Annotated in this window: 10 protein-coding genes; 3 read left to right on the top strand and 7 right to left on the bottom strand. The window is 70.9% G+C overall.

Features of this window, described 5'->3' with window-relative positions:
- Positions 1 to 3,240, bottom strand: a 3,240-nt coding sequence (locus ACZ3I3_RS40765) for a hypothetical protein (protein ID WP_467372911.1), incomplete at its 3' end; no start/stop codon positions are given.
- Entirely contained in the window at positions 3,237 to 4,724 is a 1,488-nt protein-coding gene (locus ACZ3I3_RS40770) for an esterase/lipase family protein (protein ID WP_467372912.1), read from the bottom strand. The genes ACZ3I3_RS40765 and ACZ3I3_RS40770, both read right to left, overlap by 4 nt.
- A gap of 301 nt (positions 4,725 to 5,025) precedes the next feature.
- Between ACZ3I3_RS40770 and ACZ3I3_RS40775 the strand changes: the two genes are divergently transcribed.
- Positions 5,026 to 5,781, top strand: coding sequence for a SigE family RNA polymerase sigma factor (locus ACZ3I3_RS40775; protein ID WP_399407272.1), 756 nt, complete (start codon positions 5,026 to 5,028; stop codon positions 5,779 to 5,781).
- 263 nt (positions 5,782 to 6,044) lie between these two features.
- Here ACZ3I3_RS40775 and ACZ3I3_RS40780 read toward each other — a convergent pair whose 3' ends face one another.
- Positions 6,045 to 6,704: a uridine kinase family protein gene (locus ACZ3I3_RS40780; protein ID WP_467372914.1), complete on the bottom strand. Its 660-nt coding sequence runs from the start codon at positions 6,702 to 6,704 to the stop codon at positions 6,045 to 6,047.
- A gap of 101 nt (positions 6,705 to 6,805) precedes the next feature.
- On the opposite strand from ACZ3I3_RS40780, the gene ACZ3I3_RS40785 reads away from it, so the two are divergent.
- The gene (locus ACZ3I3_RS40785) at positions 6,806 to 7,213 is read left to right on the top strand and encodes a hypothetical protein (RefSeq protein WP_467372915.1); all 408 of its coding nucleotides are present in this window, start codon (positions 6,806 to 6,808) and stop codon (positions 7,211 to 7,213) included.
- A gap of 69 nt (positions 7,214 to 7,282) precedes the next feature.
- Here ACZ3I3_RS40785 and ACZ3I3_RS40790 read toward each other — a convergent pair whose 3' ends face one another.
- The 3 genes from ACZ3I3_RS40790 to deoC are packed head-to-tail and all read right to left on the bottom strand — an operon-like array spanning position 7,283 to position 10,579.
- On the bottom strand, positions 7,283 to 8,167 hold the full coding sequence (locus ACZ3I3_RS40790; RefSeq protein WP_467372917.1) for an aldehyde dehydrogenase family protein: 885 nt from the start codon (positions 8,165 to 8,167) through the stop codon (positions 7,283 to 7,285).
- Complete coding sequence (locus tag ACZ3I3_RS40795) at positions 8,160 to 9,596, bottom strand: aldehyde dehydrogenase family protein (RefSeq protein ID WP_467372918.1); 1,437 nt, start codon at positions 9,594 to 9,596, stop codon at positions 8,160 to 8,162. Before ACZ3I3_RS40795 ends, ACZ3I3_RS40790 begins: the two co-directional genes overlap by 8 nt.
- Positions 9,597 to 9,616: 20 nt before the next feature.
- Complete coding sequence (deoC, locus tag ACZ3I3_RS40800) at positions 9,617 to 10,579, bottom strand: deoxyribose-phosphate aldolase (protein WP_467372919.1); 963 nt, start codon at positions 10,577 to 10,579, stop codon at positions 9,617 to 9,619.
- A 187-nt stretch (positions 10,580 to 10,766) separates the two neighbouring features.
- Here deoC and ACZ3I3_RS40805 point away from each other — a divergent pair, with 187 nt between their 5' ends.
- Complete coding sequence (locus tag ACZ3I3_RS40805; RefSeq protein ID WP_467372921.1) at positions 10,767 to 11,483, top strand: PH domain-containing protein; 717 nt, start codon at positions 10,767 to 10,769, stop codon at positions 11,481 to 11,483.
- Between the two features lie 100 nt (positions 11,484 to 11,583).
- Here ACZ3I3_RS40805 and ACZ3I3_RS40810 read toward each other — a convergent pair whose 3' ends face one another.
- Entirely contained in the window at positions 11,584 to 13,242 is a 1,659-nt protein-coding gene (locus tag ACZ3I3_RS40810; RefSeq protein WP_467372922.1) for a phospho-sugar mutase, read from the bottom strand.
- Positions 13,243 to 13,623 lie beyond the last annotated feature (381 nt).

Here is a 13,623-nt window from a genome sequence, read left to right on the forward strand (position 1 = left end):
CTGGCTTTGATGGTTGGCGAGGTTGTTGAGGGCCATGGCGAGGTCGGGGAGGAAGGCCGCGGGGTTGGCTTCGGTCAGGGTTCGGTAGTGGTGGACGGCTTCGGTGGCGTTGGTGAGTCCGGCTTGGCGGTCTCCGGTCTGGCCTTGCTGGGTTGCGAGGTTGTTGAGTGCGCTGGCGAGGTTGGGGAGGTGTGCGGCGGGGTTGGCGTCGACCAGGGTTCGTCGGATGGTGACGGCTTCGGTGGCGGTGGTGAGGGCGGCTTGGCGGTCTCCGGTCTGGCTTTGATGGTTGGCGAGGTTGTTGAGGGCCATGGCGAGGTTGGGAAGGTGTGCGGCGGGGTTGGCGTCGACCAGGGTTCGTCGGATGGTGACGGCTTCGGTGGCGTTGATAAGGGCGGCCTGGAGGTCTCCGGCCTGGCTTTGATGGTTGGCGAGGTTGTTGAGGGCCATGGCGAGGTCGGGGAGGAAGGCCGCGGGGTTGGCTTCGGTCAGGGTTCGGTAGTGGTGGACGGCTTCGGTGGCGTTGGTGAGTGCGGCTTGGCGGTCTCCGGTCTGGCCTTGGCGGTTGGCGAGGTTGTTGAGTGCGCTGGCCAGGCTGGGGAGGACGGCCGCGGGGTTGGCTTCGGTCAGGGTTCGGTAGTGGTGGACGGCTTCGGTGGCGTTGGTGAGTGCGGCTTGGCGGTCTCCGATCTCGCTTTGCTGGTTGGCGAGGTTGTTGAGGGCGGTGGCGAGGGCAGGCAGGTAGGTAGCAGCATCGCCCTCAGCCAGACCTCGGTAGTGGTGGACGGCTTCGGTGGCGTTGGTGAGTGCGGCTTGGCGGTCTCCGGCCTGGCTTTGCTGGTTGGCGAGGTTGTTGAGGGCCATGGCGAGGTCGGGGAGGTGTGCGGCGGGGCTGGCGTCGACCAGGGTTCGGTAGTGGTGGACGGCTTCGGTGCCGTTGGTGAGTGCGGCTTGAGTGTCTCCGGTCTGGCTCTGATGGTTGGCGAGGTTGTTAAGAGCCATGGCGAGATCGGACACGTACGTATCAGCATCTGCCTCAGCCAGAACCCGGTAGAGGCGGACCGCCTCAGCGGCCGACGCCAAAGCGGCCTCCCGCTCACCGCTCTCGTTCTGGCGCACGGCCAGGTTGTTGAGCCACGAGGCTCGTGCCGCCAACTCCTCCTCCGTATCGTCGCCGGGGCCCTGCGGAGCCGACCGCTGCGTCGCGATGAGCGCCAGGCGGCGCAGGTTCGTGTTCCCCATGGGCAGCGTCGCGGCGAGTTCGGCCAGCGGCAGCCAGTTCTCCTCCGACTCGGCAACCCGTTCCAACGCCCGTACGAACGGCCCGCCCTGCGTGGCCGCCACCGCCAGCGCCGGAGCCCAGAGATCGTGCATGTCGTTCAGTGCCGTGCTCGCAAGGCCGGTCGTCGGCTCCCCGCCGCTCGACGCACTCACCCGTGACAGACCCACGCAGGCATTCAGCAGCTCGTCCCGGTCCGCCTGCTCCAGGCACCGCCGCAACAGGTCATGGTCGGAGCCGAACTCCCCTGCGGCCAGATGTGATCCCACCGGGTCCGGGCGAACCGCCAGCGTTCCGTCCTCAGGCGTGACCGGCAGGAGTTCCACGAACAGTTCGGCCACTTCCCGCCGCCACTTGGCGTCCTCCGCCAAGTCCTCCACGGCCTTGAGGGCGTTACTCAGCCGCTCCACCCGGGGAGCGAGCAGGCTGATGCAGGCACCGACCGCCCGGAGCAGGCTCTCCGAGGGTTTGCCGACCTGAGCCCGGTATGACTTCTTCCAGTAGTTCAGCTCGTGCCGGAGGATCTCCTCGTACAGTCCTTCCTCCGATACGGGCAGGTCACCGCCGTCCTGGCGGGCAGCCAGCCAGCCCAGCATGACGAGGTCCAGCGTGGTCCATCTGCCGGCGTACGGATCCGGGGGAGGCGTGCCGGCCAGCGCGACACTCTGTGATCCGCCGAAGCTGTGCAGGGCAGCCCGGTACACGTCGTTCTGGCGCGGATGACGGGGCTTGAGCGGCCTGTTCTCCAGGACGTGGGCATGCGCCTCGTGCCGGAGGGCCTCGGCGATCTCCTCCCACCAGCCGCTCACCGTGCGCGCGGTGAGTATCAGGCACGTCGGCTCCGTACGGCGTCGCACCGCTCGCAGCAGGTTGACGACATCCGTGGACTTGGCGTCCTCCACGTAGTCCACGACCACCAGCAGAGGCGAGGCCACGTGTCCCAGCCAGCTCAGATCACGCGGATCGGGCGACCGTACGAGGAACCCCGCGTACCAGCCCTCCTGGGACAGCCTGCTCGCCAGCTCCGCCGCCAGGCGGGTCTTGCCCGCCCCTCCTTGGCCGTGCAGCAGGGCGATGCGGGTCCGCGGCCCCCCGTCCGGGTCCGGTGCCTGGAACCAGTCCTGGAGGAAATCGAGTTCGTCGCGGGGAAGGAAGCGGATGACGTCGTGCCGTGCCCAGAGTTGCTGAAGAGGGCCCGTCTCGCCGTCGATCGGGACGTACGGCGGTGTCAGCAGGTCTGTGCTCGGGCGGTAGGGCAAGGGGTACGCCTCATTGAGGCTGTGGCCCAGTCCGACGTCGAGCGTGACGATCCAGTGTTCCGGTTCCGTACCGCGAAGCAGCTCCGTGCCGTACGCGACGGCGTCCTCCCAGCTCAGCTGCTGTCGCCGGCGTGCTTCGGCGGCACCGGCACGCGACGAGACCCCGGTGATGTCGATGGCGAGGTAGGAGCCGGGGGAGTCCTGGTCGTCGGCGAGCTCACGGAGGAAGTCCGCCGGAAGGGCGTCCCAGGCCGGCTCGGCCTCGTCACTCCGGTACCCCGCGTCCGGCCGGCCGGACCACCCGCCGTAGAGCCGTACGGCGATCACGGCGTGGGCGGGCGCACCCGGCCTGGCCGGCGGCAGTACGACGATCAGCGGGTGTAACCCCGCGTACAGGCAGGCGCCGGCGAACGTCACGGCCAGATCGAGACAGGTGCCGTGCCGCGGGCTCTTCAGCACCTCGTGTGGTGGCCGGATGGCCTGGAGCCCCGTCTCGCTGCTGCTGGGCTCGTCGACGTACTGGATGTCCTGGGCCGCGAACGCCTCGTAGAGGGCACGCACACGCACCGCGGGCGGGTCACCGGACGGACCCGGCATGCGGGAGCCCAGGTAGTGTGCCGCCGCCTCGCGCTGGACGTACTGGATCAGTGACCCCGGCTGATGCTCGGCAGACCAACGGGGCCAGGACGAGACAGTGTTCAATTCCTTCCCTCCCGCGTGCCCGCCTCCGCGAGGACGTCGACCACACCCAGCTCGTCCGTCGTCCGCAGGCGCCCGACACCCGGCACCCCGGTCGCCGTCACCTCCACGGTGTACAGCCCGGCGTCGAGCGGTTCCGCGATCTCCGCCACCCAGCTGCCGCCCTTGCCGTCCAGCGGGATCCCGCGTACCCACGGTGTGTGCCGCGGTGGCCTGCCCTGTGCCGCGACCGCCCGCACATGCACCTGTGTCTCCGCCTCGGCGTGCGTGCCTCGCAGGGTGATGCCCACCCGCACCGGTTCACCGGTGAGCACCGCCTCGTCGAGGTCCAGTCCGAGCCAGGGCCGGTCGGGCTCCTCGCCCCGGACGGATGACAGGGACGCGCCCGCGTACGCGGTCAGGACGTCGACCACCGCCGCACAGGAAGCCAACGCCAGATGCTTCTCCGGCTGCCCCCGCCATGTCCCGCGCTTGTCGTCCAGTTCGAGCGGGACAGCCGAGATCGCCGGCACCGAACCGTCGCCGTGCCATTCCGGGTTGGGCAGCCACAGCGGCGCGTCCTTGGTCACGGACAGCGCGTGGCGCCCCTCGCGCAGCGAGAGCACGGCACGGGACGGAGTGGCATGTCCGCGCGCGTAAGCGGGGATGACCTCGGGGCGGTCCTGTTGGGACAGCTCCTGCCACGCCGTCTCGATGTCGACGTGCCGCTGGAACGCCGCCTTGGCTTCCGCCGCGGCCAGCAGTCCGCCGTCGAGTTCGTGCGGGTACAGCGTCGCTCCGTCATCAGCGCGCTGCACCGCCGGATAGCGGGGCAGCAGGTCGTACATCGACGGCCACCCGCGCAGCACCCGCGTCAGCCCCGAGAACCGCTTCCGGCTCACCCGCACCCCGTTGACCAGGTAGTCCAGGGCCTTCGGGGCGCCACGGTGGGGAGTGCCAAGGGTGAGCAGCGCGGCGCAGTCCGGAGCGCCGCCGAGCGGGCCCAGCCAGTACCGGGCGACCAGCCCGCCCATGGAGTGCGCCACGATGATCACCCGGCGGCGGCGCGCTGCCGAACTCAATCCACGCAGTCGTGCGTCCATGTCCGCGGCCAGACGGTGCGCGGCCGGCACGATGCCCTTCCGGAAGTCGTACGGGAAGAGCACGAGGTCGGCCCGCGGGTCCGGCGTGCGGTCGGGGCGGCTGACGTCGACCCGTACGTCGGCGAACGATCGACGGATCTGCCGCACGAGACCGTCGTATCCGGGGAGTACGAACGGACCGATCAGACGGATGTCCGACAGCAGGTCCACCGGTGTGAGGTCCGGGCGGGCGTCCAGGGACAGCCGTTCCGGCCGGGTCGCCGCGGCGATCAGGCGGCGCCGGCGTTCGTCCCAGTGGGCAGCTCCCGCGGGTGGCTGCAACACGCTCCCGCCGATGCCCGGAATCACCACTACGACATGCTTCAGCCGCTCCATCGCGAGCCCCCCGTCCGCTTCGTCGCGCACCTTCGCGGCACCGCCCGCACTGGTTCGTCATCGCGTGCGAACTGGCTGGTGGCACAGGAAGTTGAGGAGAAGACGATAGCCCCGGGGGAGTCGTTCTGGGAGGGTTTCCGCGCTTCTCCGGGCGCTGTACCGCCGATGCCTGTGCACGAGGTGTGTCCGCCATATGGCCGACCCCTGTGACAGCTCTGTGACAGTCGGCGGACACGGCCATGAAAGTGCCGCGGCAAAGTTTTCGGCACAAGCAGGAAAGCCCGCCCGACCGGCGGGCCGCACACCGGAAGTCCACGACGGGGGGCGCGAGATGAACACGCTGCACGGCACCAGCACCAGCGCAGTGGTCACGCGTCTGCACGACGTGAGCCGGGGTTCCGAGAAGTCCGGTGCCGTGAGCGGGCGGGGGTGCGCTCGCGGCACCGGGCGTCAGCACACCGGGTTCATGACGGTCGTTGACGCACACACGGGGGACAGCAAGGGGACGGGGGCGGCTCACGGGGGAGCCGCGTACAGGGAGGACTCGGGGGAGCGCCGTTCGCTGTCGGAGGCGGAGTTCACCGCCTACGTCCAGGAGCGCCGCGCCTCCCTGTACGCCACCGCCTACCACCTCACCGGCGACCGCTTCGAGGCCGAGGACCTGCTGCAGAGCGCGCTGTTCTCGACCTATCGGGCGTGGGACCGCATCAGTGACAAGGCCGCGGTCGGCGGATACCTCCGCCGCACCATGACCAACCTGCACATCAGCGCCTGGCGGCGCCGCAAGCTCAACGAGTACCCGACCGAGGAACTCCCGGAGACGCCCGGCGACACGGACGCGATGCGCGGCACCGAACTGCGCGCGGTCCTGTGGCAGGCGCTGGCCCGGCTGCCCGAGCTCCAGCGCACCATGCTGGTCCTGCGCTACTACGAGGGCCGCACGGACCCGGAGATCGCGGAGATCCTCGACATCAGTGTCGGCACGGTGAAGTCCAGCATCTGGCGGTCGCTCCGCCGGCTGCGCGAGGACGAGGTCCTCAGCTTCGGCCGTGACGAGGAGGACGCCTTCGGCGAGCTCGTCGCCTGAAGGTCGGGGGGGAGCACCAAAGGGGCCCCACGGGGGAGGGAACCGGGGCCCACGGGGGAACTGCGGAGACGCTGGGGGGCGTCTCCTCAGGACAGTGGGGGGAACACGGGGGGGGAAGACGGGGGAGGACAACGGGGGGAGCACAGAGCGGGACTGGAGGGCCGGGGGGTCCGTCCGGTCCCGCTTTCTTTTGTCCCTCTGCTCGTCTCCCGCTTGTCCTGCTCGTCTCCCGCTTTTCTCCCGCTCGTCTCTTTCGCTCCCGCTCAGGCCGCCGTGCCGAGGCTCGCGCACCGGCCCGCCGCCGCGGCCGCCAGCCGGCCCATCGCCTCGTCGCGGTCGCAGGCGTACGCGCCCAGCGCGGTCTGGCGGGCGACGATCGAGCGCTCCTCCCGCATCAGACGCCAGCCGCGGCGCAGCAGGAACGGTACCGACTTGCGGCCCTCCCGCAGATCCCGCAGGAAGCGGCGGCGGAACGTCTTCACCGGGCCGCGGCTCAGACACAGCGCGTCGGCGAGGACGCCGAGCTCCCGGCAGCGCGTGACGATCTCCGCCGCGAAGATGCCCTCCGCGATGAACAGCGGAGTCCGCCCGATGTCCACCGTCTCCGTGCCGGTGCGGGCGCTGCGCGCGATGTCGTAGACGGGGACGTCCGTACGGCCCGTGCGGCACAGCCGGGTGATCGCGGCGACGGCCGTGTCCGCGTCCCACGACTGAGGATGGTCCCAGTCGATGTCCGAACTCCCCGCCACCAGCGGCAGCGTCGGGTCGTCACCCTCCTTGTAGAAGTCGTCGAGCCGCAGCACCGGGAGGCCGGAGCGGGCCGCGAGGAGGGACTTGCCGGAGCCGGAGGGGCCGCAGAGCAGCACGACTCGCGTCGGTATGGCCAGAGGAGAACTCACGGGACACCAGTGTGAGGCATCCATCGGGGGCCGTACGACCCCGCGGGTCGGCTTTGATGCGCGCGTCACACCTCAACTACCCTTTGTGTCGAATCGATTACCCAGTGCTTCAGAAGGTGGCAGCGATGGCTCGACACGACTCTCCCAAGAAGCCGACCGCCCAGCGTGCCCTGGCCGTCCTCACGACCGCGGGCATGGCGCTGGGGGCGGGTACGGCGACGGCCGCCGCCGACACGGACTCGGTCCTGGGCATGGTCAACACCCGCCCCACCTCCCTCGGACGGATCGACCCCCAGTCCGGCCTCCAGGCCACGACCGGCATGCTCGGCTACGTCACCGGCCCGGTCGCCGGCCTCAAGCCCAACCCGCTCGCCGGCACCGGAGTCGACCCGCTCGACAACGGCGTCGGCACCCAGCTCGCCGACTTCAAGCCGATGACGTCCCAGGCGCTGACGGGGCCGGTGGCGCAGGCGCAGTCGATCGCGAGCATTCCGGTGGTGGGGGAGGCGGCCGGGCTGCTGTCGCAGCAGTAGGCGCGCACGTGGAGAAGCCCCGGCCCTCCCGGACGGAGGAGGGCCGGGGCTTCCGCTGTGAGGGGCGCTCTAGTACGAGGAGCCCGACGCGCCCAGTGACCCCGTGGGGTGCCAGACCGTTTTCGTCTCCAGGAACGCCGTCATGCGGTCGATGCCGGGCGTCTCCGCGTAATCCACAGGCTGTGGACGCAGGACACGCTTGAGGTTGTCGGCCGCGGCGATCTCCAGTTCCTTCGCGAGGACCTCGTCGGCGCCCGCGAGGTCGATCGCGTTGACGTCCTGGTGGGCGGCGAGCGGGGTCGCGATCTCCGCCGTGCGGCCCGACAGGACGTTGACCACGCCGCCGGGGACGTCCGAGGTCGCCAGGACCTCGGCGAGGGACAGCGCGGGCAGCGGCGCCTTCTCGCTCGCCACCACGACCGCCGTGTTGCCGGTCGCGATCACCGGGGCGAGCACCGACACCAGACCCAGGAACGACGACTCCTGGGGCGCCAGGACCGCGACCACGCCGGTCGGCTCGGGGGAGGACAGGTTGAAGAACGGGCCCGCGACCGGGTTGCCGCCGCCGACCACCTGGGCGATCTTGTCGGTCCAGCCCGCGTACCAGACCCAGCGGTCGATCGTCGCGTCCACGACCGCCGCCGCCTTGGACTTCGACAGCCCCTCCGCATCGGCCACCTCACGCGTGAACTGGTCCCGGCGGCCCTCCAGCATCTCCGCGACGCGGTAGAGGACCTGGCCGCGGTTGTACGCCGTCGCGCCGGACCAGCCGCCGAACGCCTTGCGGGCGGCCACGACCGCGTCACGGGCGTCCTTGCGGGAGGACAGGGGTGCGTTCGCCAGCCACTTGCCCTTCGAGTCCGTCACCTCGTACACCCGGCCGCTCTCGGAACGCGGGAACTTCCCGCCGACGTACAGCTTGTAGGTCTTCAGAACGGTGAGCCGATCAGACATCGAGGTACGCCTCCAGGCCGTGGCGGCCGCCCTCGCGGCCGAAGCCCGACTCCTTGTAACCGCCGAACGGCGACGTCGGGTCGAACTTGTTGAACGTGTTGGACCAGACGACACCCGCGCGGAGCTTGTTCGCGACCGCCAGGATGCGCGAGCCCTTCTCCGTCCAGACGCCGGCGGAGAGCCCGTACGGCGTGTTGTTGGCCTTGGCGACCGCCTCGTCCGGGGTGCGGAAGGTCAGCACCGACAGCACCGGGCCGAAGATCTCGTCCCGGGCGACGGTGTGCGCCTGGGTGACGTTCGTGAAGAGCGTCGGGGCGAACCAGTAGCCGCTCTCCGGCAGTTCGCAGGCCGGTGACCAGCGCTCGGCGCCCTCCGCCTCGCCCTGCTCGACGAGGGAGGTGATGCGCGTGAGCTGTTCCTCGGAGTTGATCGCGCCGATGTCCGTGTTCTTGTCGAGCGGGTCGCCGAGGCGGAGGGTCGACAGACGGCGCTTGAGGGAGTCGAGGAGCTCGTCGTGGATCGACTCCTGGACCAGGAGGCGGCTGCCGGCGCAGCAGACCTGGCCCTGGTTGAAGAAGATGCCGTTGACGATGCCCTCGACGGCCTGGTCGATCGGAGCGTCGTCGAAGACGATGTTGGCGCCCTTGCCGCCCAGTTCGAGCGTGACCTTCTTGCGGGTGCCGGCGACCGTGCGGGCGATCTCCTTGCCGACGGCCGTGGAGCCCGTGAAGGCGACCTTGTTCACGCCGGGATGGGCCACCAGCGCCGCGCCCGCGCCGCCGTAGCCGGGGAGGATGTTGACGACACCCTTCGGCAGGCCCGCCTGGCGGCAGATGTCCGCGAAGAACAGCGCCGAGAGTGGAGTGGTCTCCGCCGGCTTCAGGACGACCGTGTTGCCGGTGGCGAGCGCCGGGGCGATCTTCCACGCCAGCATCAGCAGCGGGAAGTTCCAGGGGATGACCTGGCCCGCCACGCCCAGCGGCCTCGGGTTCGCGCCGAAGCCGGCGTGGTCGAGCTTGTCGGCCCAGCCCGCGTAGTAGAAGAAGTGCGCCGCGACCAGGGGGAGGTCCGCGTCGCGGGTCTCCTTGATCGGTTTGCCGTTGTCGAGGGTTTCGAGGACGGCCAGCTCGCGGCTGCGCTCCTGGATGATCCGCGCGATGCGGAACAGGTACTTGGCGCGCTCCGAGCCGGGCAGCGCCGACCACTTCTCGAAGGCCTTGCGGGCCGCCTGTACGGCGCGGTCCACGTCCGCCTCGCCCGCCTGGGCGACCTCGGCGAGGACCTCCTCGGAGGAGGGGCTGACCGTCTTGAAGACCTTGCCGTCGGCCGCCTCCACGAACTCGCCGTCGATGAACAGGCCGTACGAGGGCGCGATGTCGACGATCGAGCGGGACTCGGGGGCCGGGGCGTATTCGAATACCGATGACACGTTTTCCCTGTTCACGGGTATCAGTCCACCGTCACGTAGTCGGGGCCGGAGTAGCGGCCGGTGGCCAGCTTCTGGCGCTGCATCAGCAGGTCGTTCAGCAGCGAGGAGGCGCCGAAGCGGAACCAGTGGTTGTCCAGCCAGTCCCCGCCGGCGGTCTCGTTGACCAGGACGAGGAACTTGATGGCGTCCTTGGAGGTGCGGATGCCGCCGGCCGGCTTCACGCCGACCTGGATGCCGGTCTGTGCACGGAAGTCACGTACCGCCTCCAGCATGAGGAGCGTGTTCGCCGGGGTCGCGTTGACGGCGACCTTTCCGGTGGACGTCTTGATGAAGTCCGCGCCCGCCAGCATCCCGAGCCAGCTCGCGCGGCGGATGTTGTCGTACGTCGACAGCTCGCCCGTCTCGAAGATGACCTTCAGGCGCGCGGACGTGCCGCAGGCCTCCTTCACGGCGGTGATCTCGTCGTACACCTTCAAGTATCGGCCCGCGAGGAACGCCCCGCGGTCGATGACCATGTCGATCTCGTCGGCGCCGGCGGCGACGGCCTCACGGACGTCGGCCAGCTTGACGGTGAGCGGGGCGCGGCCGGCCGGGTACGCCGTGGCGACGGAGGCGACCTTCACGCCGGAGCCGGCGACGGCCTCCTTGGCCACGGCCACCATGTCGGGGTAGACGCAGACCGCGGCCGTCGCGGGCGCCGTACGGTCGGTCGGGTCGGGCCGGACCGCCTTCGCGCCGAGCGCCCGGACCTTGCCCGGGGTGTCCGCGCCTTCCAGCGTCGTCAGGTCGACCATCGAGATGGCGAGGTCGATGGCGTACGCCTTGGCGGTCGTCTTGATCGACCGCGTACCGAGGGAGGCCGCACGGGCCTCCAGTCCGACCGCGTCGACGCCGGGAAGCCCGTGGAGGAAGCGGCGCAGCGCGCTGTCGGACGCGGTGACGTCCTTGAGGGGGTGAGCTGCGGTGAGTGCAGAACTGGGCATGGTCACCAGACGAGCATATCTACGCGCGTAGCGGCTGTACAGCCCCCGGGTTTGGTCGGGTGGGGTGGAGTGGTGGCGGAGTGGGGTGGTGGCGGAGTGGGGTGGTGGCGGAGTGGGGTGCCATTGGTGGCGGAGCGGTGTCGGGGGTGTGGTGGGTGGGCGAGGGGCGGTCCGGCAGAATCGGAGCATGACGAGCCCCGAGTCCCAGTCGCCCGCGCCACAGCCTCCGGAGCCCGAGTCCAAGGACCGGGTGTACCGGTCGGTTCCGGCCATCGCCGGTGGCGTGCTGCTGCTGGCCATCGCCGGATGGCTCGGCATCGACGCGATCGTCTCGGGCGAGGGGCGCACGCCGTGGATGGCGCTCGCCGTGCTGATCCTGATCGTGCCGCTGGTCGCCGCGTTCACGCTGCGGCCCGCCGTGTACGCGGGTGACGACCGGCTGCGTATCCGCAACCCGTTCCGCGTCATCGTGGTCCCCTGGGGGCAGGTCGCCTCGCTGAAGTCGTCCTACTCGAACGAGGTCCTCACCGAGTCCGGCGCGAAGTACCAGCTGTGGGCCGTGCCCGTGTCGCTGCGGGCCCGCAAGAAGGCCGCGCGGCGTGAGATGCGGGCGACCGCGCAGGCGCGGCGGGAGATGGGGCGTGACGAGGGGCGTGGCAGCGCGCTCGGAATGCGTGCGGGGCTGGGCTCGGGGCCGGGACAGGGTCTCGCTGGAGGCCCGGTGTCGGACGGGCCCGCGCGGGCGGAGACCGACCGGATCATGGATGAGCTGCGGGGGCTGCACGAGGCGCGCCGCCGGGCGGAGACGGCGCAGGGGGAGGTGACCGTGCGGTGGGCGTACGAGGTGATGGGGCCGGCGGTTGCCGGGGCGTTGTTGGTGTTGATTTTGGTGATGGTGGGGTGACCGTGGGCCCGTGGGCCCGTGGGCCCGTTGGCCCATCGGCCCCGGCCGAGGTGCTCGGCCGGGGCGGTGCCGTTCTTGTGGGCGCCGACCGCGGGTGCGGTCAGATGCCTGCCGCTGCCGACAGGTCGCGCTTGATCGACTCCAGTAGGGCCGTCGCCTGTGCGCGGGCCTGGGGGAGCTCGGCGTGGGTCGCGACGGGGATCACGACCTCCAGGTAGCACTTCAGCTTCGGCTCCGTGCCGCTCGGGCGGACGATCACCCGGGCGCCGTCGAGGGTGTAGCGCAGGCCGTCGGTGGGCGGGAGGGTGTCCGTGCCCTGGGTGAGGTCGTCGGTCCGGGTGATCGGCAGGCCGGCGAGTTCGGTCGGGGGCTGTTCGCGCAGGCGGCGCATCGCGGCGGCGATCAGGGACAGGTCCTCGACGCGGACCGAGAGCTGGTCCGTGGCGTGCAGGCCGTGTTCCACGGCCAGGTCGTCGAGGAGGTCGAGGAGGGTGCGGCCCTCCTCCTTGAGCTGCGACGCCAGTTCCGTGATCAGCAGCGCGGCCGTGATGCCGTCCTTGTCGCGCACGCCGTCCGGGTCGACGCAGTAGCCGAGGGCCTCCTCGTAGCCGTAGCGCAGGCCCTGCGCGCGGGCGATCCACTTGAAGCCGGTGAGGGTCTCGACGTGGGGGAGGCCGGCCTTCTCGGCGATACGGCCGAGGAGGGAGGAGGAGACGATCGACTCCGCGAAGGTGCCGGTCGCTCCGCGGCGGACCAGGTGGGCGGCGAGCAGGGCGCCGACCTCGTCACCGCGGAGCATGCGCCAGGCGGTGCCGTTCTGGCCGTCGTCCTGGTCGTCTTGTACGGCCACGGCGCAGCGGTCCGCGTCCGGGTCGTTGGCGATGATCAGGTCGGGGGCGGGCGTGGTCGCGCGGGCCGTAGCGAACGCCAGGTCCATCGCGCCGGGCTCCTCCGGGTTGGGGAACGCGACGGTCGGGAAGTCGGGGTCGGGCTCGGCCTGCTCGGCGACGAGGACCGGTTGTGGGAAGCCGGCGCGGGCGAAGGCGGCCAGGAGGACGTCCTTGCCGACGCCGTGCATCGCCGTGTAGACCGTGCGGGCCGTGCGGGGGGAACCCTTGGCGAGTACGGCGTCGGTGCGGGCGAGGTAGGCGTCGAGGACGCTGTCGTCGAGGGTCTCCCAGCCTTCCGTGGGGCGCCTGACGGTGGTGAGGGACGGGACGGCGGCGATCTCCGCCGCGATCTCGGCGTCCGCCGGGGGGACGATCTGGGAGCCGTCGCCGAGGTAGACCTTGTAGCCGTTGTCGCGGGGCGGGTTGTGGCTGGCGGTGACCTCCACGCCGGCGACCGCGCCGAGGTGCCTTATCGCGAAGGCGAGGACGGGGGTGGGGAGGGGGCGGGGGAGGACGGCGGCGCGGAGGCCGGCGCCGGTCATGACGGCGGCGGTGTCGCGGGCGAAGTCGTGCGACTTGTGGCGGGCGTCGTAGCCGATGACGACGAGGCCGTCGTGGTGGCCCTGCTTCTTGAGGTACGCGGCGAGGCCGGCGGCCGCGCGGATGACGACGGAGCTGTTCATGCGCATGGGGCCGGCGCCGAGTTCGCCGCGGAGGCCGGCGGTGCCGAACTGGAGGGTGCCGCTGAAGCGGGCGGCGAGTTCGGTGTGGTCCTGGGCGTCGATGAGGCGGGCGAGCTCGGTGCGGGTTTCCGGGTCGGGGTCCTCGGTGAGCCACGCCTGGGCCTGTGCGATGAGTTCGTCGTGCACGGTCTGTGTCAGCCTCTCCGTTGTGTGGGTGGTGCGGGTGCCTGCGGCGGCCTGTGGCTGCTTCGGTGGGGGTGCGCGTAGCGCCTGCCGGGGTGTGGTGGGTCGGGGCCGCGCCGGGGGGTGTCCGTCCTCGGAACGGCGCGATGGGGTTGCGTACCGACTAACCGTCCGTTGACGCGCCAACCGCTGCGGGCGGACACCCCCCGACACGTCCCCTTCTCGCCGTAGGCGGCTGCGGGCGCGTGGTGGCTTAGCTGCCGCAGGTCCCGCTTAGCTGCGGGCAGTCGTGCCTCCCCCAGTGCCTCAAGGGCCTGGGAGGTGCCCCCAGGCGGCACGGGTGGGCGCAGCGGCACCCCGCTCCGCCGGGCTGCGGACCCACCC

This window comes from Streptomyces sp. NPDC016851 (assembly GCF_055562795.1).